A 24,616-nucleotide genomic window follows, 5' to 3' on the forward strand; every position below is an offset into this window, starting at 1 on the left:
CGTTAGTACCCCTTCTTTTTCATTGATTCGAGTAGTATTTCTTGCATACTACGTTTAGTTTTTTTACGGTCGATAACATCCTCATCGACAGTCCCGCGGGTGATAATTTCATAAACAAATACGGGGCGGTCGTAGCCTGATTGCGCTTGGCGGGTTGGGCCTATTCGTTCAAGTATCTGATCTGAGCTTTCTAGATTCCACCAGTGGGCAAAGTAGACAAGAATATTACCGCCGTCTTGTAGGTTCAAACCGTGCCCTGCACTGTCAGGGTGGGCTAGTAATATCGGTATTTTGCCTGCATTCCAATCCCTTATCGTTTTCGGATCGTTATCAAGTAAACGGGCTTGCTTAAATGATTTTAACAACCTAACTTTATCGTGTTCGAAATGGTACGCGACCAGCACCGGCATTCCGTTAGCTTCACTTACTATGCTTTCTAATGCTTGGATTTTTAGGTCATGCACTTCAGTAAAATTATTGTGGCTGTCGGTATAAATCGCGCCGTTTGCGAACTGCAGGCATTTAATGGTTTTCGATGCAGCATTTAGCGCTTCGATTTCGCTATCGCCGATTTCTAGAAACATTTCTCGTTCAAGCTGTTTGTACTGGCGCTGTAATTTATCCGGCAGATCAACATATATGGGCGTGACGATAGGGTCATTAATGTCAAACCAATCCTTGGCTTCTAACGTAATGCAAACATCTTTGAGCTTTTCTTGTATTTGTTCCTGCGCAAATTCGGTTGGCGTTATTTTAAAATAATCACCGATTGGGATTTTGTTAAACCACCTATCGGTAAACGCGCCCAGGGTTCGCCCTAAACGCTGTCCTCCATCTATAAACCAGTTTTGCCCCCACAGATCCAGTAAACCGTTAGGGGCGGGTGTGCCTGTCAGATTTTGCCAACAGCGCACATGTTTAAACGCGACACCACGTAACGCCGACGCCCGAACGCCACCGCCACGTAACCGGAACGATTTTAATTTTGTACTCTCGTCAGCTATTACCTGCTGAAACGGCCATTTATCCCCGAATTGTTCAACCAGCCATGGTATGTTTTCGTAATTAGTGGTGAAGACATTCGCATGTTTGTTTTGTATGGCGTGCAAACGCTGCTTTGGCGTACCAACAATAGGCTGTATGCCGGTGTTTTTAAAGTCCCACTTGCTTACTTCATCCGGCCATGTCGATTGTGCCACACGTAACGGAGCTATAACTAAAGTCGGGGCGGTATAGTGACCACTCATGTACGCGATATCTAATGCGCATAACGTTGATGATGTTTTCCCCATACCCATGCCTGCCCACGTATTACCACGGGGTAAATCAAGTTGATGGTTTACAATTAGGCTTTGATAGGGGCGGGGGGTAAAGGGTTTGTTATTCATATAAAAATCTCACATCTTGGGAATCCAAAACTTCAACACGAAAACCTAATTTTCGTAGGCGTTCGTGCTCCCTTATTTGCCCCGGTCGGGGCTTTTCTCCGGGGCGCTTACACTCAACAAAAATAATTTTCCCTCCTGGTAGCATAACTAACCGGTCGGGCTTATTTACCCGCCCAATAGGAGACAGCTTATAACTTATCCCGCCTAGCTCTTCAACTCGGCGGGTAAGGTTGTTTTCGATTACGGATTCACGCATATCATAGACCTAGCTTGGCGTTCAAATCATTAACTAAGACCGTAGGTACGCCCTTAATTTCGGCGCACACCTCGCAGCCCTCGAGGAAGTTAACAGACTCGGGCCAGAATTTTTCGAGTTGGGCGGCGGTTCGGCAACTGTTCAAGACCGCTTGGATATCAATTTCAAGATTCTCTTTTTCTTCTTCGCATTTTTTTAACTCCTGCGCTATTTTCGTAAACCGAATAGAAAACTCATGATCCGCTGTAAATCGTAAACGATCGCGCAATATTTGATATCGGACTGTGCCGTCATCCGGAAAATATAAATATTCCTGCAAGCCCCCAAACGTACAGGGAATAAAACCTGCCCCGGTTAAGCATGAATCGCATACATCAAAACCTAGATAAAACGGTGATTTATATACGATTTCCCGTAGGCGCCACGAGTAGTCGTTAGGGTCACGCCCCTCTGTTACATAATTGTAAACGTCAACTGCTAATTTATATTTCATCTCGGTCAACTCGGCCAGCCGTTTGCTCACTGGTGCTGCGTTTAATGCATTTTGTAAAATTTTAGCTTTAATATCTTTGTTTAGTCTGGTCATATTTTAATCCTTTTTATATCTGTAGGTTTCAAATCCTGCCGCAGCGAGCGGTAGGCCTTTTGCCCATTCGTGCGCGGTTGATAGAATTTGGCTGAGGTATTCATGCGAGTATTCGGGAATATCTGGCGCTTCGGTGATGATTTCATCGTGTACGGTTAGCACGATGTTAAAACCGATTTCATCTATACATGGCATAGACCAAGCCATCACATCACGAGCCACGGCTTGAGTAATGTTTTCCGCAATTTTTCCGCCGTAGGTGTTAATACGTTCCCACTTACGTGAATATGTATTTAATCCCATGTAGCTTATTTTGCCGTTTTCATCGATACGCGCACCGGGGTAACATAGATATCGCCCCGACGGTAATTGAATGCGTAGCCATGCCCCGACTTTATCGATTACTAGGTTTTCATTAATGCGTAAAGTTTTAGCTTCTCCTGTGATCACATAACGTACGCCTGAATCCAGTTTTTTCCATAGCTCAACGATATTAGGGTGTGCCTTGCGCCATGACCTTTTAAATGCATCACAAACTATATAGGCTTTATCGGATAGCCCGTAGGTGCGTTTATTTTTCAGCGCCCATTCGTCCGCCATGGCGTCTAAGTCGATGCCGTATGCTGTGCTGAAAGTAATAAAAGCTCCTACGCCGCCTTCGTAACCCAATGCTAGCTCCTGGACTTTACCTATTTGGCGTTGTTCCTTAGTTACGTAGTTAGGGTTGACCCCGAACGATTTTGAGTAAGACAATTTGTAGAGGTCGTGACCCGTACCGTTATCGTAATCTTGGAATGCTTTAATCTTCCAACTTTCACCAGCGAGCCACGCCAGTACTCGACCTTCAATATTGGATAAATCCGAGACAACTAACTTTTTACCTTCAGGAGCACATATACAACCTCTTAATGTGTTACTTGTTAGCTTCATGATGTTATCCGTTAGCAAGTCGGCGTTACCGGATTTTATCGCCTCGATACCTAGATCAATTTGCCATTGTGGTAAAGTAGGGCGTGTTAAGTTTTGCGGTTGGAATCCTCGACCAGCCCAACGTCCTGTGCGTGGTGCTCCCATGAATTGCAATGTACCCCTTAGTCGGCCGTCACTATTAACACGAGTAAGTAATGCCTTGTATTTGCTAGTGCTTGTTGTACTTGCTTGCTGCCGAACGGCGAGCAGCTCTTTTAGCCCGTCGGGTAAATCTGGATCATTTAACCCGCGTTCGATTGTCGAGGCTGTTAAATCATTTAACGTAATGCCGTACGCCCCTACAATATGCCGTAGCATTGCGTCGCGTTGGGTAGCTGTTTGCACCTCACCATCTGTCATATTGTTTGTTTCATCGGCTAACCGCCGTTGTTCAATGTCGATACATTCAACGGCTTTTTCGGCCAAATCGACATCAATACAAACACCCCTATCATTAATACGCTGATCTAAGTGCCATAAAGACATCTCGAAGCCATTCTCCAGCATATTCCAGTTAGGCATCTTTTTAACAACTTCACGCATTGAAACGATATCTTGTTTAGCATAGTGCTTAAATTTATCCCATTCTTCGGGATGCGTTTTGCTGGTAGCTCTGCGAATTTTGCTATTTTTGGGGCGGGGTTTACAAAACAGTTGGACTAGTGCTTTACCTTCTTTATCTTTAGCTTGGTCATTATCCAATTTGAATATTTCGCACAAATCCCCTAAACCACCTTTTAGACTATGTGCGTAGGCAATAACCATACTATCTCGCCAGCGTTCTGGCTTGCTGATTGCGTTGATAATATCGGGTCTATCTTTAAATAGATTTCCCCGTGTTAGTACCGTCCTATCAAACATTGAGTTTTGGGCAAATAAAATTACTTCAGGATTTAGGAGCAGGTTGATCACCTCGTGGGGCAGTTTAGCCCCATTTGCTAAATCGACCACATAAACCGGGCTATCGTTAAATGCGTATTGAAATAGCATGATCTCCACCGTTTCTGCATACGCATAAACACCTTTACTTATGGGGTGTTCGTTATATGTTTCAGTGTCGAGATAAAGGATATGTCGCATCGGTTGCCCCTTTTTCGTTGAACAATCCGTTAAACACGGTATCTATTGCTTTAGAGGCTATATCTTTAATTTCACATTTTAAAGTTTCGATGCTTTCACCCTCTAATTCTATACTGTCTAAAAAAACTTTTGCCAATTTCATAGACGTTTCGAGATTTAAACCGACTTTAGGCTCATGAGGGGTGTGTTCTTTAATAAAATCGGCATGAAGTTGTGTAGATACAGCCATAAAAACTGCTTTTTTAGCTACTGTATATTCATTTATATTTGGTATTCCTGACATTTTAAATTTCCTCTTAATTTGTTGAGTACATAATCAAGCGCACTCTTTGAATGCGCTTTGTTGTGTACTAACCGACTAAATCATCCACTGAATCGTCTACAGAATCGTCTACAGACAAATCATCGAAATCGTCATCGGAAGCGATACCGCCACCGGTAAATGTATCTCCGTCTTTGTAAAATTGGACTCCCGATAGTGATGCGCAAATACGTTTACCGAATTTGTTATCCATTGCCCAGATATCAATAACTGCGTAAACGTAACATCCTGCATAGATGACACCGTCGTCGGGGTTTAGCTGGGTTTTGTCGCGGTTAATCACATAAGGTCGGGTTTTATTACTTGCGTTAATAAAATAGTTACCCGCGAAACCGTCGAGATCCGCTTTCAAATCGCCATCTTTTAAACATGTTTTCAATTCTGCATTGATTTTTTTAAGTACCACCTCTGCTTTATCCGCCCATTTTTCTTTGGCTACTTGTAAAATGGCGCTTTCAATATCTTTCACGTTCGGGTGGTTTTTAGGCAAAATAAACGTTGCGCTGAATTGCGGGTCGCCTTCGCCATTTACTTGTTCTGCTTTGAATAGTCGGGGGAATGCTAATCGTACGTTTTGTAGTTTTACTTTCATTATTAAATTTCCTCTTGTGTTAAGTCTGTAAAATCGTCCGCTGGTGAAATAGCTGGACGCTTATCTGATTCTGGTACTATTGTTGGTTTGCCTTCGGGGCGTGTTATGATTTCTTCCAGTTTTTTGATTCGTATTTCCGATCCTTTTAGAACTTTAAGCGCTTGTGTTGGGCTAATCAGCTTGCGGCTGTACATTTCGTCTTGTTTTAATCTGAAACTTTTTAACGTGTTTTCGGCATCTTCTTCGTTAGCCCAAGCTCGGTTGCCCTGTCGGCTGAGAACCAACTTAAAACCTGGTACAGAGTTGCCGAGTTGTAGTTGAGCTTGTACCCGGGTTTCGACTGCTTTTATCCATGACTTGATCATGGCTATAGCTTTGAATTTTTTTGCCAACGCTTCACCTTCATCGTTGTTGACATCCTCAATTACCTCATCATCTAAATTGGTAAAATCCGCGTCGATAACGTTTTCTACATGCTTGGCTAGGGTTTCACATTTACCCGCGGCTTTACAAAATCGGCATTGAGATTCACCAGCACAAAAATCATCAGCTTTACGCGGACCGTTTATATAAACTGCGTAAGCTTCCCCAGCTTTATCTTTTAGTTGTTTACCGAATGCAATTAAATCTTCGGGGGTAACGCTAAATTCGGAGTAGTGATTTAATCGTGGTTGGTGTATGTGAATAGATATTTTGTTTATTTCACATCCCAAGCTGTAGTAGTAATATGCAGCTAATGCATAAATGAGTAACTGTCTGTTATTCTCTGCGCTAACGCGTACACCTTTACCATATTTTAAATCGTGTACTTGTAACCCACCGTCGCCTAATATAATAACGTCGGCGGTACCGAAAGATTTTTTTGGTGTGTAGCTAGTGTTCACGGTATTGATATTGGCGCTCAAATCTAACAAATCGCTAAAATCTAACCTTTGTTCAATATCAAAAACATATAGGGTGGTCATTGAATCTTTTATACCATTTACGGTGTCAACATAGCTTTGAACGGCTTCTGCCATTTCTTCATCGACCTCAATGTCATTTACCGCAGTTTTCATCCCAATTAATACGCTGGCTTGTTTACCAAACTTAAAGCAGTATTCTGCTAGCGCATGAGCTGTTGTACCTTCGGCAGCGTATGCGGAACTTTGATCCGGCTCATCTTTACTTAGCCATAAAGATGCGGGGCATTCAAACCACATGTTTGCCGCAGAGGGGGATAGTAGGGCGTGGTTGGTCATGTTACACCTCGGCTATTTCCACGATTCTATCGTTAATCGCTTTGAGAAAGTTGGCCCTTTGGTCTTCAGTCACATCAACCGCTTTAGCTACTTTAAACTGCGCCAGCACATTAATGGCCGCACCTCTGTCCATTTTTGCCAGTTCGACAAAACTTTTGATAGTTTCTTGTTCGGTGGGAACTGTTTTTTCAGCTGGGGCCGATTTTGCATTAGGGGATTCCGGCGCCGGTTCAGCTTTTTGCTCTTCCTTTGGCGTATCTTCGATCTGTTTCACTTGCGCTTTTTTAGCGGGTTTTGATAGGGGTTTTTGCTCAGGATCAGATTTTGCTTCAGGAGTTATGTTAAATTTTCCTGATAGGATTAAGTCTCGTAATGAGATTATAGCCTGGGTGTTTTCTTGGATAGCTTGTTCTAATGACATTTTTTATACTCCATATACCATTAATATAATTAAGATTGCGCACACAATGGTTAACACATAGATGCTACGATTTTGGTGTCGGGTTCGTTCTACGTATTTAGGTTTGCGTATGGCCTGCGTATGTTTTAATTTTTTTGCTGTTAAATCGTGCATTGTTTTTATTCCGTTTTTATTTATTTTTTTAAGGAAGCCGATTAACGTAAGGGAGTAACGCTAATCGGCTTAAGGGTGACAGATTATTACAAGTAAGAGTTTTACGCGGATGGAGAAGTATTATAGTCATCCGCGCATATCTAAGGAGCAAGATATCACTGGTTTCCCTACTTGCTGGCCCCATCTGCCGAGGGTTGAGAGGGTTGTTCTTCTTGGTTTTGTTTTTTCAACATGCTGTACGGTTCTCGTTGAAAGCCGTACAGCATGAAGGCCGCCCTTTTTAAAGGCGGCTTTATATTTGGCTTTTCCTGATTGTTAAAGAGCTATTGCTTTAAAGAAATTAAATTTCTTATTTGCAATAATTGAAGTTTACAAAAACGAAATTATATATGCAAATTTTTTTTGCAATTTGCAATCTAACTGATTAATTATTGAGCATTGGCTTTGATTACAGGTATGAAAAAACCCGCATTTAGCGGGTTTGATTTTTTTTTTTTTTAGGTAGCTATTTAAATTCTTTTTTTATTTTCCAACCGGTCTTTAAAGATAATATTGGGTATATTTCAGATTGTAAAAGTCCTGATATAGAACATTCTGTATTTTGAAAATCTGTAGGGGTCCAAATAACTAGAGATCCCACCTCTAAGTAATAATCAATTACCGGTGAGTATACTATGGTATTAAAAGTGCCTTCATTTAGTGCTATTTCAATATTGTAAACGGGTGCAAATTTTGTAATATCGTATATATACCTACTTGTAGAAACATCTCGCACAATCCCAACCAATGGTTGATGTATTTCCAAAGGTGCGGAGTTCTCACAAGCAAATAAAAAAGCTTCTGTGGTGCTTCTAAACTTAATTTTATTTTTCTGACTATACTTATCTTTTAATTTACTGAACTTTTGGTAATAGTACTCGGCCTTGGCTTGTGATTGTTGCTTTAAATGTTCCTTGTACCAACGCTCTGTTTCGTTCTCGGGGGGAGTAATTTTCTTAATAATATTCAAAAATTTTTTTCTGAATATTATTAATATATACAAAATAAAAATAATCCCCCAAATGCTTGCGTTATTCATTTTTTATCCATACCTATTTAACTTATGTGTTTGGCTAAGTAATACCTTACCTTGTATAAAAAATTGGTCCATTTCACTATCAAATATTTCCCATTGCGCGTAGTGTTTATTATCTGAAATAACCAGCAACCTATCTTTTACTTTTTGTAAACGTTTAACAAATAAAGTATCGCCATAAACAAAAATATAAATACCATCGCCATCGTAATGGTTTTTTGATATATCAACAAATACTAAATCGCCGGCGTCAATTGTCCCAGACATACTATCGCCTTTGACTGTTAAAATTTTCACATTGTTAGCCGGTAAACTTCCGAATATTTGATGCGCTTTCTCATTGCTGTATTCAATCGCGCGTACGGAATCAATAGATTCTGTATCAACAAGAGAACCGTGCCCCGCGCTGGCTTTAACATTTAGTACTTCTACAATATATCCTTTTTGTTTATTAGTGTTATCCTGCACCATATCCGTTTTTATATCGCCGCTAGCTGTTATTGTAAACTCTTCTACACCGAGGTTTTTTAATACGTCAACCATTTCTGTTGCAGGAGGTATACGGGTCCCTGAGATCCAGTGAGATATCGTGCTAGCTGGTTTTTTTATGATTGAGCTCAACTCAACTTGGCTCATTTCTCTTTTATTCATCTCTATTTTTAGTAATTTACTCCATGCTTTCATATTTCCCCCTTATTTTTGTATAGCTAATACTATCATTACTTTTTAAATATATAAAAATTCTTAAAATTTCGATTTTGCGGTTGATAAATTATATATTTAACACTAAAATTGCAAAAACGAAACACGAATAAGGACAAAAACGAATGAAAAGCCCACAGGAAATTATTATGGCGTTAAAAGGTTTAGGGTTCACCCAACGTGATATTTCTAAACATACACAAGTGCCCGCACCTACAATAAACAAAATACTAAAAGGTATTACACAAAATCCCCGTTGGCAAACAGTTGAGGCTTTACAGTCTTTTTTAGATACGACTACACAATTTGATGACGAGAATATTTAGTATGAAAATATATGGAGCATCACCAGATGATTGGTTGCATTTTGATTTAGCTTTGGGGTTAACAGAAGATCTGCTACCTGTAGTTTCAAATCCCAATGCTAATATCTCAGAAAATAGCACATTAAAATCTCTTGGTAAAACGCCGTCACGTTATAGCCGAGAAGGTAAAGTTGTTGGTTTTCCAAGTTGGACTAACCATGTAACAACTCCAAAGCAAATAGAAAATTGGTCTAAAAATAGCGATTATGGAATTTGTATACAGACACGCAATGTACGCGCGATTGATGTTGACGTATCCGACCCCGCTATAGCTGATTATGTGAAATCTGCGTTAAGAGGTTACATTGAAACGGTCGCAGGGGTGCCATTATGCTGTCGATTTCGAGCTAATAGCAGTAAGTTTTTAGTCATGTTTAAAATGCCCGGCGATTTTACTAAACAGATTATTAAAATCGACGAGAATAATATCATTGAGTTTTTAGCGAACGGGCAACAATTTATTGCGGCTGGTACCCATCCAAGCGGGGAGCGTTACCAGTGGGAAGGGGGGCTACCTTATTTTATACCTACACTAACCTCCGAACAGTTTAACCATATATGGCAAACAATAGCCCATGTTCTCGACGGTAAAATTATTAGTTCTCGAGTAAATAAAAATAGAGATATCACCCAAAATCAAGGTATTGCAGAAGACGATATTACACAATATTTAGATGAAAACTGGAATGTATTACGTATTGGTGATGCGGGGGAACGTTATATTGAATGCCCGTTTTCTGATAACCACACAACAGAATCAAACGAAACCGCAACGGCATATTTTCCGGCAGGGACTGGTGGCTTTGATCAAGGTCATTTTAGATGTTTACACGCGCATTGTATGGATAAAGATGATGGCGATTTTTTAAATGCTATCGGCTACCGTTCTCAAGACTTTGAGGTTATCCCCGTGGCGGAGGGCGAAAAACCGCTACCGGCGTTCAAACGAGATAAAAACGGCAAGATAGAATCAACTATTAACAATGTTTATCTTGCTGTTCAGCGTCCGGATATTTGTCAAATCAACATCAAGTTTGATCAGTTCCGCGATGAAATTATGTTTACCCCGTTGGGTAGCGACCAATGGCAAACATTTACCGATGCCGATTACTCACGATTGCGAATCGGGCTAGAGCAGGGTGGATTTAAACCCATTGGTCGCGAGTTAATACGCGATATCGTTTTATTAGTCGCTGACGAAAACCCTTTTGATTCGGCAACAGAATGGTTATCACGATTAGAGTGGGATGGCGTGCCACGTATTAAGACATTTTTATCTGATTATTTTAACGCAGAATCGTCAGAATACACGGAGGCTGTTTCGTTATATCTGTGGACAGCGCTAGCCGGTCGCGTTCTCAAGCCGGGGATAAAAGCGGACATGGTACCAATTTTAGTTGGCGACCAAGGTTGCGGTAAATCAACCGGGGTGGCTGCATTGTCTCCGAGTCCGGATTATTTTTGTGAGGTCTCATTTGCAGAAAAGGATGATGATTTGGCAAGAAAGATGAGAGGTCGCTTGGTTGGCGAAATTGGCGAGCTACGCGGATTACATACAAAAGAATTAGAGAGTATTAAAGCGTTCATCACACGCACGCATGAAAACTGGATACCTAAGTATAGAGAGTTTGCGACTCAGTTTCCACGGCGTTTAGTTTTCGTTGGTACAACAAATCAAGACGAATTTTTATCAGATGATACCGGCAATCGTCGTTTTCTACCTGTTCGGGTGAGTAACGTTAATGTCGAGGGCATTAGACAAAATCGTGATCAGTTGTGGGCGGAAGCTAAAAAGCTGTTTTCTGATAGCGGTATTCAGTTCAGCGCGGCGGAACATTTGGCGGCACGGGAACACGAGCAATACATGATTAAAGATGCTTGGCAAGAAACGGTTAGCAGATGGCTAAACGAGCCAGATATTATAACTGATGAGAAACCGATTGATAAAGATTATGTTACATATATTGAGGTGCTTAAAGGGGCGATCGGTTTGGATGCTAAAAGTATCGGACGACGTGAAGAACTGAGAATAAGTAAAACTCTGCAAGAATTAGGGTATAAAAAGACAGTTACTAAAGTAGGTGGTAAAAGTTTAAGGGTTTTTGCGAAGTGTAGAAATCTACACTAGTTATATAGATTAGTGTAGAAACCCAATCAAGTGCATAAAAGGTTTTCTACACTTTCTACACTTTCTACACTAGTTATATAAATGGACACCTACAAACGACGTATATAGTGCTTTAAAAGTATATATAGGAGAAGATCAGTAGAAAGCGTAGAAAATTAAAAAATAGAAAGGCTACGAAACCTTACGGGGTAATGTTTTAAACGTGTTTTATAGTTTTCTACACTTCATATAAAAAATATCTAACTTGCAAAAATTTGCAAGCCGAGGATGAAAGATGCAAAAAATAGATTGGTTTATGATTATTAGTGATTTAAAAAAAGCTGGGATATCCGGACGGGAGATAGCTAGACGGCTAGACGTTAGTGTATCGACGGTTGTAATGTGGAAAAATGGGTCATCACCCAGTTATGAAAAAGGGGTTAAGTTGATGCAGATGTGGGAAAGCGTAAAGATTTAATGTATATAAATATCTCATTTCCTCGCGCGTGCGCGCGTTTAGTGATAAAAAAAAGCCCAGATTACAGGGCTTGTTGTTTTATAAAAAGCTTAACGGCTTCCGTAATCAGTTTGGTTTGAGAAATATTAAGCTTTTTGGCTGTAGATTGTATTAGCTCTATATCGTCAACGTGAAGCTTGAAAGATTTAGATTTAATTCCTCTTTTTTGATTACTGCGCTCGTTTATTTCAGCTCTGCTTAATGCCATGCAATCACCTTGATTTTAAATCGCTAAATTGTTATATTTAAGGTCGCCGGAGAGGTTGCCCTCTCCTTTGAACTACTTTAGATTGCTGGGGAGCTTATCAAAAGTAGCAGAATTAAAATGAGTATTTTGAGTTTCATTTTACTTCTCCTTAAGCCCTCGTCTTAGGTCGGGGGTTTACCTTATCAACTCCATGTTGATGTTGTATATTGTAGGGGTTCCTACATATTATGTCAACTCTTTAAATTCCGATTGATCACTTTTTAATCTACAAATGCGGTATTTTTGCGGTATTTCTAGAAGAATTTAACTATATCTAATTAATTTATAATCATAATTTATTTTAATTAAATTCCTTGCTGAAACTTCAATCAACAAACGATCGGGATTATGAACATCTACATATGATATAACCGACCTGCAAATTTCAAATAACAAGCAGGGTTATGATTAGGCGCATCGATTGGACACAATTAATTAACGACATATTGAATAGCGATCGTGCTGTTTCAATTAACGTTATCGCGCGTAAAGTCGGAGTTCATAAATCGTCGATTGTTCGTTTACGTACGTGCGAATCTGAGCCTAGATACTACACGGGCGAGGCGCTGATCGCGCTGTGGCGTAAAAAAACTAATCAACCTGCGACTAACCCACCTACATTAAGGCAACACAATGGCAAATAAAAAAAATATTCAAATTCCTGGCGCACCGACTGACGAACAAACCACAGCGCAGAAAAATCTAGAAGACATCGAAAATCGAGCGAAAAATATCGATGATGCTATCGAGCTAAACAAATCAATAATTGCTGACGATACAGCATCACAAGATGAAAAGGAGCAGGCGCAGATTAAATTAGATGCGTTACTCGATGCGAAAACGTTAATTAATTCAACGCTCGAAGAAGCACAAAAAGCGTTGGACACAATCAAAGCTCAGGCACAAATTAAAGCCGCTACCGTTGTCAAGACGGATTTGTCAGCCGTTAATATCACTAAAGCACAGAGTAACATAATCACGGGTGAGCATATCAAACTCACAAAAAATGGTTATGTTGTCAACGCACAAAAAGGGGATAAATAATGAGCGGAGGAGGAATCGGTAAAATGTTTGGTAAGGTACTTGGAGGTATTTTTGGGGGCGGAAAAGCACCTTTAAAAATCGTCAACAACACCACACCAGCACAAGATACAGCGCAAGAAGAAGTTGATAATAAACAAAAGATTACAAATGCAGCGCTAGCGCGTAAAAAAAATCGTAGTGTTTTAAGTACTGGGGCAACTAGCATGGATTCAAGTTCGGGGGCTGTTGCACAGTCTGCTAAAAAACTGTTGGGCGAATAATAAATGTCTGATAATCGAATAGCTCATAAAATCATCGAAAGGGCGGATAAGATGCGTAGTGAACGCGCATCGCTCGAAGACGTGTGGAAAGAGTGTTATAAATACACGTCGCCGCTCCGCGCTTCCGGACTGTCGGGTAATGTATTTACTGCTGATCAAGCCAAAGATGATGTAGCGGAACTTCTAACAACAGAGGGTACCCGCAGTGTGCGAGATATCGCATCGATTATTGTCGGGGGGATGACACCGGCAAACGCTAAATGGTTTGAGCTGGTTATTGATGACGTAGAGCCAGATGAAACCGACGCATTAAAAAAGGCCTCGGATATTATATTTGAGAAGATACATGCGTCTAATTACGACAGCGAAGCCGTCGAGAGTATGACTGACAATGTAATCGCGGGGCAATCTGCAACATACATTACAGATAACGAGGACGGCACCGGTTACAGTTTTGAACAATGGAATCTAGCGGATGTATTTGTCGCGTCAACACGTCGCGACGCAGTTATCGATACTGTTTATCATTGTTATTCGATGACCGCAGAACAAGCGGTACGCGAGTTTGGTAACGATGTTAGTGACAAAATCAAAACAGATGCCCAAAAACGACCGAACACTATCTACAAATTTATACATTATATCGCGCCGCGTACTGACTATATTCCGGGTTCTCCGTTTAACAATGCGTTACCGTTTTTGAGCTATCACATCGATGTAGATAGCAAGAAGATTATTCGTAATAGTGGGTACCACGAATTCCCGGTCTGTTTTCCTCGTTGGCAAAAACAAAAAGGTAGTGCGTACGGCGTTGGGCTGGTTTACGATGCATTGCCTGCTATCAAAGAATTAAACGAGTTAAAGCGTTTAGAAAAATTAGGTTTAGGTATCGCCGCGGCGGGGATGTATACAGTTCAAGACGATGGTGTAATTAATCCTAGCATGTTGACGATAGGACCGGGCGAGATGATCACCGTAGCATCGACAACGGATAGCATTAGACCTCTTGGATCTGCTAGTAATTTCAATGTTACATTTTCACAAGAAGATAGACTGCAAAACGAAATACGTGCGGTGATGATGGCAGATCAGCTCCCCCCGGTCGATAGCGGTGTTCGTACTGCTACAGAATTTCATATCAGATTACAGTATTTACGTCAGTTACTCGGTCCTGTGTTTGGTAGGCTGAACTCTGAATGGTTACAAGTGTTAGTTTTACGCTGTTTCGGTATAGCGTTCCGTAACGGCTGGTTCGAACTGCCGCAAACGCTATCAAATAGAGCGTATACGGTTAAATATCTATCGCCTTTGGCGCAAGCACAACGTGAGTCAGAAATAGTATCGATTGAGAGATTTATTGGTCAAATCGGCGGGGTAATGCAGATATCGCCTAATGTGGTTGATAATGTTGATATCGACGAAGTTGTAACACAACTGGCGGAAAAACAAAGTGTTACCAGCATTCTACGCAAACCGCAAGAAGTTAAAAAAATTCGAGAGGAACGGGCAAAAGAAATGGAAGCTCAGAAACAGCAAGCAATGCAAGACCAGATAAATATGGTAGCGGCATCAGAACAAGCGAAGGCGCAAGCAAATGAAAGATAAAAAAAGCAATATTTGTTTTGATTACGAAAAGCTATTTGGGTTACCCCATTCCCCGGGCGGTATTATTCTCGATGATTTACTCCGACGGTTCAGTCATGCCAACGGTGAATTTGTCGCGAACGATGACGGAGGAAGGCAAACCGCATACAACTTGGGGCAAGCGTCCGTAATTAAATATATTTTAATGCAATTGAATATTGCAAAACATAACACAGAGGTTGAATAATGTTTGAAGGTTACGTATTACAAAATATTGATGTTAACGGTGGTGATGCTGGGGGTATGCCCGCCGCGGATAGCGTGCAAACATCGTTGGCTGATGTTGTCGCTAGTTCAAGTAATAGCACACAAGGGGAAGAAAATAAAACCCCGGAAGCATCTTTACTGTCAAGCAGTAGTGAAACACCAGAGGGGGGGCTACCTTTCCCTGAAAAATTTATAGTGAAAAAACAAGATGGAACAATTGATACTGAAGCGTCAAGCCGTAAACTTGCGGAGGGTTACAACCACCTTGCTAAAAAGATGGGGGAAACCGGTGGCGTTGTCCCCGATTCGCCTGAAGGTTATAAAATCGATTTCAATGCCCAAGAACTTGGGTTACCTGAAAGCATTACTCCAGAATTAGTACAGAACGATGCGGACTTTAAAGCGTTTGTACAAGACGCTCACAAAGCCGGATTTACTAATGAGCAGATCAACTTGATTGCTGAACGTTATGCTACTGTAGTCCAGACACTGGTAGATCGTCGAGATGAGTACGATATGAATTTATGTCAAGAGGCATTGGCGAAAACATGGGCTACCCCTGCGGAGATGAACAAAGGCATCCAAAATGCGCAAAGAGCATTTAATCGCTTTGCATCAGAGGAGGATAAAGGTTTAATCGATATCATCGGCAACAATCCTATTGTTGTACGGTTACTGGCCAATGTAGGGGCGTTGATGAAAGAGGACTCCCCAGCTCGGGATGTACAACCATCAGAATCTCAGGAGACCATACGATCGATAATGCAATCTCCGGCTTATCTAGATCCGAAACATCCAGATCATACAAAAGCAATTAATCAGGTAGACCAATACTACAAAAAAGTATACGGTGATAAAGAACATTACTAAATCGGTGCGAAAACGCACCGCTACCGGTGATACATTCCTAAAAAACTGGACCCAACGGCGGTTGGACACTCCACGAAGAAAAGCACTTAGCGCTTAGCCGACCGCGTTAAGTTTTAGAGCCGCTAACGCGATAACTCTTTTTTCGGTGTATTTTTTTAGGATATATAATAATGTCTTTTACAACTAATCAAAATAAAATTACAGCGGCATTTGTAGAACAATTTCATGATACGTTTGAAATTCTTTGCCAACAAAAAGAATCTCGTTTAGCAAAAACGGTACACAATAGAGGGCAAATTAAAGGTAACACATTCACAATTAATGATATGGGTAGCCTTGAAATGCGAGAACGTACACGCTTTGGCGATACGCAATGGGATTTACCTGACGCTGGTGTGCGTCGTGTAACATTACGAGACTTTGATATAGCGGTGCCAATTCCTCGTGGGGACGAGCATAGATTGTTAGCGAGTGTTCAAAGTGATTATATGAACAATTGCCTTTCAGCATATCATCGCAAAGCTGATGAAATCATATATAACGCATTACTCGGCTCAATCCCTCGTGTCAATGAATACAACGGCACTGTAACCGATGTTGTATTACCTAATTCACAGATTATTACTGCGGGCGGTAGCGCTAGTCTTAAAGATAGAGTTATCGCGGCTAAAAGTATTTTCCGTGCAAACGAGTGCGACGAGCAAAACGGTGAAACACTTTATATTACTTACGATCCGTCGATGTTAACTAAGATTCTAAGTGACACTACGTTAACTAGTGCTGATTATTTGAGCGTTAGAATGCTGCAGGAAGGTCAAGTTGTTAATTGGTGTGGGATTAACTGGATTCCTTACAACAAATTATTACTTAGCGCCGATGGCTCATATAAGCGTGTAGCTATGTACACAGGTACTGCGGTGCACTACGGTCAAGGTTCTAACTATGAAGTTGATATCGGTAAACGTCGTGATAAGAACAACACGACACAAATCTATGTCGATGCTTCAATGGCGGCGGGTCGCGCTAACGAACAAAAAGTCGTAGAAATTCAACTAGCAGTGTAATTTGAGAAGGGGGCGGCGATGTCATCTAAAATTAGTATTTGTTCAGGTGCATCCCTATTAGTGGGCGCCGCTCCAATATCAGATAGTAACGATAGCACCACACCAGCAAGGTTAACGATAAACCTTTTTGATGACGTACAAGACGATCTGTTACGTGCGCATCCATGGAGTTTCGCAACTAAGCGCGTTACGTTATCGCCTTTGGTTAGCACTCCTCCTTACGGTTATAAGTATGAATTTAATAAGCCACCCGACATGTTACGCTTGCTAAGTATAGATAGTTTATATGCAGGGCGAGATTTTAAGTTAGAAGGTGGCAAGATTTTAGCTAATGTTTCTGCATTAGATATATGCTATGTGTTCCGCAATAATGATGTAGGTACTTGGCCTCCTGATTTTGTTAATGCGGTAAAATACGAGCTGGCATCACAAATTGCTTATCCGATTGCCAAATCAGATACATTAAGGCAAACCTTAGAACAAAAAGCACAATATAAACTGATGATTGCTAAAGCTAATAATGCGATGGAGACCCCTTCGCAACGTTTCAAAGGTAACCCATTATTGCAAGCGAGGTATTAATATGCCTGCGCAAGTTAGAGTTGTTCAAACAAGCTTTTCTGCTGGTGAAATATCGCCAGAGATGAGAGGCAGAACAGATACAGCCAAACATCAAAACGGGTTAAAAAAATCTGTTAATGCCGCTATATCGCCGTTTGGTGGGGCAATTCGTCGTAACGGTTCTTTATTCATTAACAACGCAAAATATAGCGATAAAGATTTAATTCTGATTAAATTTGTATATAGCGTAGATCAATCCTACATGCTGGAACTTGGCGAGTATTATATGCGTTTTTATATTAATGGCCATGTGATAAGGGATCGAAATGGGCATATTTACGAAGTGCCTACACATTACAAAGAATCGGATTTAAAAGATATTAAGTATACTCAGCGTCAAGATACCATGTTTTTAGTGCATGGTGACCATCCTGTTATGGAATTAAAACGTTATGGTGATGATAATTGGACGTTGAAAGCGGCTGTTTTTGATCCTGTGCCATTCGAAGAAACCGTACCAACACCCTATGCATACCTAAAATTCGCCACAACAGATAAGGACGTTGATAAATCGGTAACGATTACAAGTTTCAATGATGACACATGCACAGCTAAACATTATGGTTTTACCAATTCTGATATAGGCGCCCGCATATCGGTCAATAGTGGTGTGCTTAAAATTACCAACATAAGCGATGCTAAAGATGGTAAATATTGCACGGCTACAGGGAAAATAGTTTACGCATTATCTTCAACGATTACTGCTATTCCAAATTCATGGACGATTTTACATCCGGGGTGGAGTGCTGAACATGGGTACCCCTCCGCTACCTATATACATCAACAACGATTAATCTTTGCCTCATCTAAAAAATTTCCGCGGAAAATTTGGATGTCAGCAACAGGCAACCCTTACAATTTTGATACGGCAGATAGTAGCGATGATGATGCACTTTCTGTCGGTATTGATGATAATCACGGTAATAAGATTATACATTTAGCGCAAGATCAGGTATTGCTGGCGCTTACTGCAGGTAATGAATTTTCAATTACTGGTGGATACGAGAACGGCATTAAACCAAACAACATTAATATCCGGTTACAATCCGCTTTTGGTTGCTCGCATGTTCGCCCAATAAATGTTGATGCTTCAATGTTGTTTGTTCAGCGAGCAGGTAAACAATTAAAAGCGGTGTCTAACGGTGGCTATTATGGCACTGATGTCGAGTGGATGACATTATCAGAAATTTCGCGACATTTACTGACAAGTGGCATCAAAGCGATTACCTACCAACAAGACCCTAATTCTATGATTTATGTTGTGTGCAACGACGGCACGATCGCCGCACTAACATACAATTCTGAACAAGAGATTGCTGGTTGGGGAGCTTTTGAAACTGAGGGGCAATACCTCTATGCATGTTGCTTACCAGATAAAACTAAGGATGTTGTTTATACCGCTGTCCGACGGATCATTAACGGACAAAAAACTATAACTATAGAAATTTTTGATCCAGAGCTAAACACAGATTGCGCGATGTCAGGTTATGACGCTAACGGTTCAAACATTTGGCACGGTTTTAATCATCTTGAGGGCCATACTGTTTCTGTTGTTGCTGATGGTGTAGTTATGCCTAACCAAAGGGTGGTTAACGGTACAATAAACTTAAATCGTGATGCGGTATCTATTGAAGTTGGGCTTAATTATAAAACTACTTTAGAACTTTTATTTCAAGATTCCTTGATCAACGCAGGGACAATTGTAGGCTCCCGACTAACACTAAGTGATGTAACTTTTAGATTTCATAATACTCGGGGGGCGTCGGTATACCTTTACGGCCCAGAAAGTGGGCAAGTAATCACCTCTCGTAAATTTGGTAAGGACCTGTTAGATACAGCCCCTCCTGAATTGGAATCCTCGGTGCAACTTAGCTCTATCGGTTGGGATATTAACGAAATCAACATAACTATTGAACAAGATCAACCGCTACCGTTTCATTTGCTAGCGGTTTCTTATGTGGTAACTTCCGGATGATTAAAGAAGCGACATTATTTGATTTACCGAAGGTTTTCGAAGTTAGCAAAGAATTATATGCAACTGCGATAAACCACCAACAGGTATATACATGGGATGATGAAAGCGCGTTGCTATCCTTAAAAATGCTTATTACTAGCGCTAGATCAACAATATTAATCGATGAAAAAAACGAAAATATAACAGGTCTTTTGATAGCTAGTTTATCAACCCCACCCGCAGGTAACAATTTAATCGCTAATGATATAGCCTTTTTTGTTAAATCGGGGGGAACTACTGCGCTACGATTGATTAAAAAATACGAGGCATGGGCGAAATCAAAAGGCGCAACACATATCGAATTAGGGGTCTCTTCCGGCGTGAATACCGATAGAACGCTATCAATGTATTCTTGCCTTGGTTATGCCCCATCATCAGTTACGTACATTAAGGAGATTTAATTATGTCTTGGTGGTATTGGGCGGCAAAGGGCACCGCTGACACAGCAAAATATCTAGGTGATTTTGTCGATTACAAAACACAACGAGGGTTATTAAAAGCCCAGGCAAAAATGTATGAGCAAAACGCTAAAAACGCGTTATGGGAAGGCAAGCAAAATGCCGAGAAAGTTTTTCGCGAAGGCGAACAAGCACAAGGTAGCGTCGTACAGGATTTCGGGGCCTCGGGTGTAGATGTCAATAATTCCCAAACGGTGGATGACACACAGCGAACGTTACAAAAAAATATTAACGATGATGTTTTTGCGACAATGTATAGCTCAGCGGCTGAAGCGAATCAGTATATGATTAATTCCAAAATGGCAAAATATAATGCTAAACGATTGAGAAAAGGCTTTATTTTACAGTCCATCGGCACATGGGCTAATAATGCGGCAAATGCTATGTCTGCATCAAGCGTTATGGGGGGAGGCGGTGGTGGAGCCGCTGGTGGCGGTGGCGGAGGAGGTGCATAATATGGCAAAGATTCCAGCTTTCGGAAATTTACAACTCAGCGGAGGTAACACTACCTTACCTAGCAATGCCGTTAGTATAGGTCCTGGTTTGCATAAACTCGGAGAAGGGTTAGATGCGGTTGCCAATTTCATGTTGCAGAAAAAGCGGGAAGATGATCAGCTTCAATATCAAAAAGCATTATTAGATTTAGATACTTTTGGAAATGAGGAATTGAATCATCCTGATAGTGGCTATCGTAATCTTAAAGGTGAAAATGCGTTAAATGAAGCAGGCAACTATAACCAACGCTACGAAGATAAAATAAAAGAAATTCGGGAAACACTGAAAGGTAATTCTTTTTTAGATAAATTTGATTTGCAAACGCAAGATATGCATACCGCATATAGCCGGCAATTAATGCTTCATGAAAGCCAAGAACAATCAGCCTTAGCATTGAAAACAATGCAAGCCAGTATAGACTTGGCTATTACTAATGCTCAGAATCTGCATGGCGATCAAACGTCATTGAAGATGGGATTTGACAACTTGCTAGTTCGTTTAGATCAGTTTGCCCAAGAGCAGGGAATGCCAGAGGAGTTACGAAAGGCACAACGTGATCAGATAGCACAACAATATTTTTCAGCGGCATTAGATGGCTGGGTTGCTCATACGGAGTTAAGTAAGGGGAGTTTTGCTTCTCTTGCGGCAAAAATGAAGAAGTCGTTTGCTTACAATCAACTTACCGAAGTAAACAAAGCTAAGTATATGCTTAAGGTGGATAGTCTAATCAAGCATCAAGGCAATGGTGTTAGGGATAGCTTGGGCATTGAGTTGGCGAATGCGAAGGCAATGCAAGAAAGAGGTATTACTGCACCAGATATTCCACTTAGCCGATTCAATGCTGTTTTCGGGAAAAAAGGACAACAAGCCTATGATGCTTATCAAGATGGGCAAACGTTAGCGCGCAATATTGGTGCTTTGCAAAATATGTCTAGCAACGACCTTATTGCTTTCACGAAAGAAGATATTTTACAAGGCGATAAAAAACCGTCAGATCTAACCGCAGATCCAAGCAATCCTAATTTTGCTCAGCGTCTTGAATTGCAAAAGATCAGGGCTAGAGCGGCCGCAATATTATTAGATAAACGGAGTAAAGATCCTATTGCGGCGGCACAGCAAGCGGGTGAAGTAAGTAATCTAGAATATACACCGGAGGGTGTACGAGCGCGGGTAGCTCAGGCAAACCGAATTAGTAAAGATTATGGTACTGAACTACAAATCCTTTCAAGTGCGGAGGCGGGTAATTTATCACGTGTATTAGAAGATGCCAGCGCGGATCAACAGTCTCAAATTTTAAAAGTTTTTTCAGAGGCAACCGACGGTGATGACAAAGCATATAATGCCGTTTTAAACGCTGTAGGTTTAGAGCATCCTGGTTTTGCTTTTGCCGGTGAAATACTTAATAGCCCTGCAGGGAGAAGAGTTATTGTTGAAAAAAACATATTTACTGCGGATGAAGTAAGGGATAGGCAAACTGTTGCGAACTTTATATTGAAGGGGGCCGACGCCCTTAAACCTTCTAAAAAAGGTGATACGTCTATCAAGGGTGTTACACTACCACCTAAATCTCTTGAAGCGTTTGATACTTTAACGGATGGACTTTTCGCTGGCGATTCGAAAGTTAGACAGCAGGTATATAGCGCCGCGATGGATTACTACATAGGTAAATCCATATCTAACGGTACATATTCCAATACCCGAGAAATAGATGATAGCCTGCTTAAAGAGGCGGTAAGCGCTGTAGTTGGTGAAAAATCGACAAAGTACAATGTGCGTATGCCTTGGGGGATGTCGGAAACATCGTTTAATAATTCAGTTAACTTTCAATACCAACAATATGCAGAAGCTAATGGTTGGACCGAAACTGATAACTTAAAGTACTACAACACAGACCCAGCAGATCCATATGGTTTGACTCAACGACCCTTTGAATCGAGATTCCAACTAGTCCCGAGCACTAGATCAATGGGCTTACCAGATGGTAAGTATTTTATTAAAGCAGGAAACGGTTTCTTATCTGATAAGCAAGGTAACCCTGTAGTCATTGATGCGTTGGATGGAATTAAAGCAATAAAGGAAATTCCAGAATGATTTACGAAAAATTATACCAAGAGGCGAAAGCTAATCCTGTAGATTTTTTTGAATATGAGCCTACTTTAACCGAAGACATTAAGTATTCGGCGAAAAGCGTAATATCAGGTGCCTATACAGGTTTGCTAGCGAAGCCTTCAACCGCTTTGGGTAGCGTGATGGTTTATCTTTCCGAACGAATAGATGGGATGTTAGGTCTTGAAGATGACAGCGGAACAACTGAATACTTAAAAAATTCATTGGCGGCTACCGTAAAGCACATACACATAATGCAGGAAACTGCACAAAGTAGGGGGCGTTTGACAGCAACCCTATTTTCTATGTCCGATATATTGGGCTCATTTGCAGGTGCGGGAAAGTTTGCCAAGGGGGTAGGGGGGGCGGCATCGTTAGCTGGTGCTGTTCAAGGCTCTGCGGATTATGAGCAAGGTTTGGCCGAAGGGTTGGACAAGAGTACCGCTGCCGAAAAAGCGGTAATAACAGGCGGGTCTGTAGCACTAGGTGGGTATATTCCGTTATCGATGGGCTTTAGATTTTCACCTGCTACTAAAGCGTGGGTTGAATCGCAAAGTAGGTTCGGTAAAGTTTATGCATATGGAAATCTAGGTTTACATGATGTTATGCACACCGCGGGGGCTAACGTTGCTATAGGAGTCGGGCAACGTGGTTTTACCCATGATTTGCTGAAGGCTCATGGTTACAACCAGATGGCAGATCAATATCAAGCGTTAGATCAAGAAGCCCTGCTAATTGATGCTGGGCTTGGTATGATTTTCGGAGGGGCGGCAAAATATGCTGAACTTAGACAACAACGCTTTATTGATGCTCTTCTAGCAAAAAACAATCAAAGGCATCAAAACGATGCTGCAATGGGTATACCGACGGATGTTGAATCCTTAAATATGCATGACAGGGCGTTAAATAAAGCTTTCGATGACATGATCAATGACCGCCCGGTGAATGTCGATGCCATTGTTAAAGAGGGGCATTTTATTCTCAAAGAGGATGTAGATTGGCATAACGTGGTATCCGATGCTATCGCTAAGCGTTTTCCTGATGACGCTATGTATTATTCAAAAAACGGTACACCAATACCCGCCCGATTGGTTGATGAAATCAAGCAAGAGCTTATCAATAAAAGACATCTAACCAAACAAGATAAGCGTGATATCGTCAGCCTTAACAATGGTATAGTTCCGCCACATTTAACGCATAAAGTAAGCTCTAAAATCGATATTAAAGCTAGCGAACTTGAGGAAACGTTCAATATATACCAGCGTGCTGAAACGATGAGCGATGTCGAGTTTAATGCATTAAAACATAATAAAGCTTTTGTAGAGGGTAAGACTTCTACAGATGCTATCGAGCAAATCTTGAAAGATAAACCTGATATGCAAATTAATCACATTGATGAAAACGGCATAGAAAGCTTTGTTAATGTGAAAGATTTATTAGAAACCGCTAATAATGAAGTAGCCAAAGCTCACGCTGATAAAAAACTCTATGATGCCGCAGTGGCATGTATGTTAAGGAATTCGTAATGCGACAATGTTATCAAGCTGTAATTAACGCGGCCACGGGGCGCAATTTAACCAGGACGGAAGTGCAGGACATTTTTAATAACATTCTTAGCAATCAAGAAAGTCTAGCAAGGCAAGATCCTAACTGGGCATCATATTCTGCGGAGGAAAGGTTACGTAGGGCTGCTGAGTACGGCATCAATAATGTTATACGTCAAAGAGAATTAAATCGACGCCGTATTGCGCTTACAATACTTGCTCGTGATAGGGTCGATAACCAGATTGCAGATATGATGACGCGAGGTGT

Annotated in this window: 27 protein-coding genes; 16 read left to right on the forward strand and 11 right to left on the reverse strand. The window is 41.0% G+C overall.

The window, feature by feature from the left end; genetic code table 11:
- Positions 1-2 precede the first annotated feature (2 nt).
- The 10 genes from A9G07_RS03165 to A9G07_RS03210 form a co-directional block, all read right to left on the reverse strand.
- Positions 3-1,388 (reverse strand): SNF2-related protein, encoded by a 1,386-nt coding sequence (locus A9G07_RS03165; RefSeq protein ID WP_065733987.1) that lies wholly within the window; start codon positions 1,386-1,388, stop codon positions 3-5.
- On the reverse strand, positions 1,381-1,644 hold the full coding sequence (locus A9G07_RS12170; protein WP_065733988.1) for a VRR-NUC domain-containing protein: 264 nt from the start codon (positions 1,642-1,644) through the stop codon (positions 1,381-1,383). Before A9G07_RS12170 ends, A9G07_RS03165 begins: the two co-directional genes overlap by 8 nt.
- Position 1,645: 1 nt before the next feature.
- Positions 1,646-2,230 (reverse strand): Nmad5 family putative nucleotide modification protein, encoded by a 585-nt coding sequence (locus A9G07_RS03175; RefSeq protein ID WP_065733989.1) that lies wholly within the window; start codon positions 2,228-2,230, stop codon positions 1,646-1,648.
- A gap of 3 nt (positions 2,231-2,233) precedes the next feature.
- Entirely contained in the window at positions 2,234-4,279 is a 2,046-nt protein-coding gene (locus tag A9G07_RS03180; RefSeq protein WP_065733990.1) for a DNA polymerase, read from the reverse strand.
- Complete coding sequence (locus A9G07_RS03185; RefSeq protein ID WP_065733991.1) at positions 4,251-4,562, reverse strand: hypothetical protein; 312 nt, start codon at positions 4,560-4,562, stop codon at positions 4,251-4,253. The genes A9G07_RS03180 and A9G07_RS03185 overlap by 29 nt, the downstream gene beginning before the upstream one ends.
- Positions 4,563-4,629: 67 nt before the next feature.
- Entirely contained in the window at positions 4,630-5,193 is a 564-nt protein-coding gene (locus A9G07_RS03190) for a DUF2815 family protein (protein WP_065733992.1), read from the reverse strand.
- 2 nt (positions 5,194-5,195) lie between these two features.
- Positions 5,196-6,434 carry a DUF2800 domain-containing protein gene (locus A9G07_RS03195; RefSeq protein WP_065733993.1) on the reverse strand — a complete coding sequence of 413 codons (1,239 nt, stop codon included), beginning with the start codon at positions 6,432-6,434 and terminating at the stop codon, positions 5,196-5,198.
- Between the two features lies 1 nt (position 6,435).
- A complete protein-coding gene (locus A9G07_RS03200) occupies positions 6,436-6,855 on the reverse strand; it encodes a hypothetical protein (protein WP_065733994.1) in 420 nt (139 codons plus the stop codon).
- Positions 6,856-7,513: 658 nt separating this feature from the next.
- Positions 7,514-8,086, reverse strand: coding sequence for a hypothetical protein (locus tag A9G07_RS03205; protein ID WP_065733995.1), 573 nt, complete (start codon positions 8,084-8,086; stop codon positions 7,514-7,516).
- A gap of 3 nt (positions 8,087-8,089) precedes the next feature.
- Positions 8,090-8,767: a LexA family transcriptional regulator gene (locus tag A9G07_RS03210; protein WP_081303331.1), complete on the reverse strand. Its 678-nt coding sequence runs from the start codon at positions 8,765-8,767 to the stop codon at positions 8,090-8,092.
- Between the two features lie 143 nt (positions 8,768-8,910).
- Here A9G07_RS03210 and A9G07_RS03215 point away from each other — a divergent pair, with 143 nt between their 5' ends.
- The 3 genes from A9G07_RS03215 (at position 8,911) to A9G07_RS03225 (ending at position 11,735) form a co-directional block, all read left to right on the forward strand.
- On the forward strand, positions 8,911-9,111 hold the full coding sequence (locus A9G07_RS03215; protein WP_065733996.1) for a helix-turn-helix domain-containing protein: 201 nt from the start codon (positions 8,911-8,913) through the stop codon (positions 9,109-9,111).
- Position 9,112: 1 nt separating this feature from the next.
- On the forward strand, positions 9,113-11,278 hold the full coding sequence (locus tag A9G07_RS03220; RefSeq protein ID WP_065733997.1) for a VapE domain-containing protein: 2,166 nt from the start codon (positions 9,113-9,115) through the stop codon (positions 11,276-11,278).
- Positions 11,279-11,552: 274 nt separating this feature from the next.
- A complete protein-coding gene (locus A9G07_RS03225; RefSeq protein WP_065733998.1) occupies positions 11,553-11,735 on the forward strand; it encodes a helix-turn-helix domain-containing protein in 183 nt (60 codons plus the stop codon).
- A gap of 61 nt (positions 11,736-11,796) precedes the next feature.
- Here the strand turns inward: A9G07_RS03225 and A9G07_RS03230 are convergent, their stop codons facing one another.
- A complete protein-coding gene (locus A9G07_RS03230; protein ID WP_065733999.1) occupies positions 11,797-11,982 on the reverse strand; it encodes a hypothetical protein in 186 nt (61 codons plus the stop codon).
- Between the two features lie 443 nt (positions 11,983-12,425).
- Here A9G07_RS03230 and A9G07_RS03235 point away from each other — a divergent pair, with 443 nt between their 5' ends.
- The 13 genes from A9G07_RS03235 to A9G07_RS03295 all read left to right on the forward strand — a co-directional run bounded on the left by A9G07_RS03235 (position 12,426) and on the right by A9G07_RS03295 (position 24,330).
- Positions 12,426-12,665 carry a hypothetical protein gene (locus tag A9G07_RS03235; protein WP_065734000.1) on the forward strand — a complete coding sequence of 80 codons (240 nt, stop codon included), beginning with the start codon at positions 12,426-12,428 and terminating at the stop codon, positions 12,663-12,665.
- Complete coding sequence (locus tag A9G07_RS03240) at positions 12,655-13,065, forward strand: hypothetical protein (protein WP_065734001.1); 411 nt, start codon at positions 12,655-12,657, stop codon at positions 13,063-13,065. The genes A9G07_RS03235 and A9G07_RS03240 overlap by 11 nt, the downstream gene beginning before the upstream one ends.
- A complete protein-coding gene (locus tag A9G07_RS03245; RefSeq protein WP_065734002.1) occupies positions 13,065-13,325 on the forward strand; it encodes a hypothetical protein in 261 nt (86 codons plus the stop codon). Before A9G07_RS03240 ends, A9G07_RS03245 begins: the two co-directional genes overlap by 1 nt.
- Positions 13,326-13,328: 3 nt before the next feature.
- Positions 13,329-14,930, forward strand: a complete 1,602-nt coding sequence (locus tag A9G07_RS03250; protein ID WP_065734003.1) for a portal protein — start codon at positions 13,329-13,331, stop codon at positions 14,928-14,930.
- Positions 14,920-15,156 (forward strand): Bbp19 family protein, encoded by a 237-nt coding sequence (locus tag A9G07_RS03255; RefSeq protein ID WP_065734004.1) that lies wholly within the window; start codon positions 14,920-14,922, stop codon positions 15,154-15,156. The genes A9G07_RS03250 and A9G07_RS03255 overlap by 11 nt, the downstream gene beginning before the upstream one ends.
- A complete protein-coding gene (locus A9G07_RS03260; RefSeq protein ID WP_065734005.1) occupies positions 15,156-16,046 on the forward strand; it encodes a hypothetical protein in 891 nt (296 codons plus the stop codon). Before A9G07_RS03255 ends, A9G07_RS03260 begins: the two co-directional genes overlap by 1 nt.
- 170 nt (positions 16,047-16,216) lie before the next feature.
- Positions 16,217-17,110: a phage capsid protein gene (locus A9G07_RS03265; protein WP_065734006.1), complete on the forward strand. Its 894-nt coding sequence runs from the start codon at positions 16,217-16,219 to the stop codon at positions 17,108-17,110.
- 18 nt (positions 17,111-17,128) lie between these two features.
- Positions 17,129-17,692 (forward strand): hypothetical protein, encoded by a 564-nt coding sequence (locus A9G07_RS03270; protein ID WP_065734007.1) that lies wholly within the window; start codon positions 17,129-17,131, stop codon positions 17,690-17,692.
- A 1-nt stretch (position 17,693) separates the two neighbouring features.
- Positions 17,694-19,706, forward strand: coding sequence for a hypothetical protein (locus A9G07_RS03275; protein WP_065734008.1), 2,013 nt, complete (start codon positions 17,694-17,696; stop codon positions 19,704-19,706).
- Positions 19,703-20,146 (forward strand): hypothetical protein, encoded by a 444-nt coding sequence (locus A9G07_RS03280; protein WP_065734009.1) that lies wholly within the window; start codon positions 19,703-19,705, stop codon positions 20,144-20,146. The genes A9G07_RS03275 and A9G07_RS03280 overlap by 4 nt, the downstream gene beginning before the upstream one ends.
- A gap of 110 nt (positions 20,147-20,256) precedes the next feature.
- Positions 20,257-20,658, forward strand: a complete 402-nt coding sequence (locus tag A9G07_RS03285; protein WP_141677462.1) for a hypothetical protein — start codon at positions 20,257-20,259, stop codon at positions 20,656-20,658.
- 1 nt (position 20,659) lies between these two features.
- Positions 20,660-22,789: a hypothetical protein gene (locus tag A9G07_RS03290; protein WP_065734011.1), complete on the forward strand. Its 2,130-nt coding sequence runs from the start codon at positions 20,660-20,662 to the stop codon at positions 22,787-22,789.
- A complete protein-coding gene (locus tag A9G07_RS03295) occupies positions 22,786-24,330 on the forward strand; it encodes a hypothetical protein (RefSeq protein ID WP_065734012.1) in 1,545 nt (514 codons plus the stop codon). The genes A9G07_RS03290 and A9G07_RS03295 overlap by 4 nt, the downstream gene beginning before the upstream one ends.
- The last annotated feature ends 286 nt before the right edge of the window (positions 24,331-24,616 follow it).

Origin of the sequence: Gilliamella sp. wkB72 (genome assembly GCF_001693745.1) — a bacterium.
GTDB lineage: Bacteria > Pseudomonadota > Gammaproteobacteria > Enterobacterales > Orbaceae > Gilliamella > Gilliamella apicola_E.

What these genes read in the sequence shown, in the direction of transcription:
- A9G07_RS03205 (WP_065733995.1), bottom strand. Translation starts at nt 8,086, where the DNA reads ATGAATAACGCAAGCATTTGGGGGATTATTTTTATTTTGTATATATTA.
- A9G07_RS03190 (WP_065733992.1), bottom strand. Translation starts at nt 5,193, where the DNA reads ATGAAAGTAAAACTACAAAACGTACGATTAGCATTCCCCCGACTATTC.
- A9G07_RS03215 (WP_065733996.1), top strand. Translation starts at nt 8,911, where the DNA reads ATGAAAAGCCCACAGGAAATTATTATGGCGTTAAAAGGTTTAGGGTTC.
- A9G07_RS03220 (WP_065733997.1), top strand. Translation starts at nt 9,113, where the DNA reads ATGAAAATATATGGAGCATCACCAGATGATTGGTTGCATTTTGATTTA.
- A9G07_RS03250 (WP_065734003.1), top strand. Translation starts at nt 13,329, where the DNA reads ATGTCTGATAATCGAATAGCTCATAAAATCATCGAAAGGGCGGATAAG.
- A9G07_RS03230 (WP_065733999.1), bottom strand. Translation starts at nt 11,982, where the DNA reads ATGGCATTAAGCAGAGCTGAAATAAACGAGCGCAGTAATCAAAAAAGA.
- A9G07_RS12170 (WP_065733988.1), bottom strand. Translation starts at nt 1,644, where the DNA reads ATGCGTGAATCCGTAATCGAAAACAACCTTACCCGCCGAGTTGAAGAG.
- A9G07_RS03290 (WP_065734011.1), top strand. Translation starts at nt 20,660, where the DNA reads ATGGCAAAGATTCCAGCTTTCGGAAATTTACAACTCAGCGGAGGTAAC.
- A9G07_RS03200 (WP_065733994.1), bottom strand. Translation starts at nt 6,855, where the DNA reads ATGTCATTAGAACAAGCTATCCAAGAAAACACCCAGGCTATAATCTCA.
- A9G07_RS03275 (WP_065734008.1), top strand. Translation starts at nt 17,694, where the DNA reads ATGCCTGCGCAAGTTAGAGTTGTTCAAACAAGCTTTTCTGCTGGTGAA.
- A9G07_RS03265 (WP_065734006.1), top strand. Translation starts at nt 16,217, where the DNA reads ATGTCTTTTACAACTAATCAAAATAAAATTACAGCGGCATTTGTAGAA.
- A9G07_RS03225 (WP_065733998.1), top strand. Translation starts at nt 11,553, where the DNA reads ATGCAAAAAATAGATTGGTTTATGATTATTAGTGATTTAAAAAAAGCT.
- A9G07_RS03260 (WP_065734005.1), top strand. Translation starts at nt 15,156, where the DNA reads ATGTTTGAAGGTTACGTATTACAAAATATTGATGTTAACGGTGGTGAT.
- A9G07_RS03255 (WP_065734004.1), top strand. Translation starts at nt 14,920, where the DNA reads ATGAAAGATAAAAAAAGCAATATTTGTTTTGATTACGAAAAGCTATTT.
- A9G07_RS03185 (WP_065733991.1), bottom strand. Translation starts at nt 4,562, where the DNA reads ATGTCAGGAATACCAAATATAAATGAATATACAGTAGCTAAAAAAGCA.
- A9G07_RS03210 (WP_081303331.1), bottom strand. Translation starts at nt 8,767, where the DNA reads ATGAAAGCATGGAGTAAATTACTAAAAATAGAGATGAATAAAAGAGAA.
- A9G07_RS03280 (WP_065734009.1), top strand. Translation starts at nt 19,703, where the DNA reads ATGATTAAAGAAGCGACATTATTTGATTTACCGAAGGTTTTCGAAGTT.
- A9G07_RS03270 (WP_065734007.1), top strand. Translation starts at nt 17,129, where the DNA reads ATGTCATCTAAAATTAGTATTTGTTCAGGTGCATCCCTATTAGTGGGC.
- A9G07_RS03285 (WP_141677462.1), top strand. Translation starts at nt 20,257, where the DNA reads ATGTATGAGCAAAACGCTAAAAACGCGTTATGGGAAGGCAAGCAAAAT.
- A9G07_RS03235 (WP_065734000.1), top strand. Translation starts at nt 12,426, where the DNA reads ATGATTAGGCGCATCGATTGGACACAATTAATTAACGACATATTGAAT.
- A9G07_RS03295 (WP_065734012.1), top strand. Translation starts at nt 22,786, where the DNA reads ATGATTTACGAAAAATTATACCAAGAGGCGAAAGCTAATCCTGTAGAT.
- A9G07_RS03165 (WP_065733987.1), bottom strand. Translation starts at nt 1,388, where the DNA reads ATGAATAACAAACCCTTTACCCCCCGCCCCTATCAAAGCCTAATTGTA.
- A9G07_RS03175 (WP_065733989.1), bottom strand. Translation starts at nt 2,230, where the DNA reads ATGACCAGACTAAACAAAGATATTAAAGCTAAAATTTTACAAAATGCA.
- A9G07_RS03195 (WP_065733993.1), bottom strand. Translation starts at nt 6,434, where the DNA reads ATGACCAACCACGCCCTACTATCCCCCTCTGCGGCAAACATGTGGTTT.
- A9G07_RS03180 (WP_065733990.1), bottom strand. Translation starts at nt 4,279, where the DNA reads ATGCGACATATCCTTTATCTCGACACTGAAACATATAACGAACACCCC.
- A9G07_RS03245 (WP_065734002.1), top strand. Translation starts at nt 13,065, where the DNA reads ATGAGCGGAGGAGGAATCGGTAAAATGTTTGGTAAGGTACTTGGAGGT.
- A9G07_RS03240 (WP_065734001.1), top strand. Translation starts at nt 12,655, where the DNA reads ATGGCAAATAAAAAAAATATTCAAATTCCTGGCGCACCGACTGACGAA.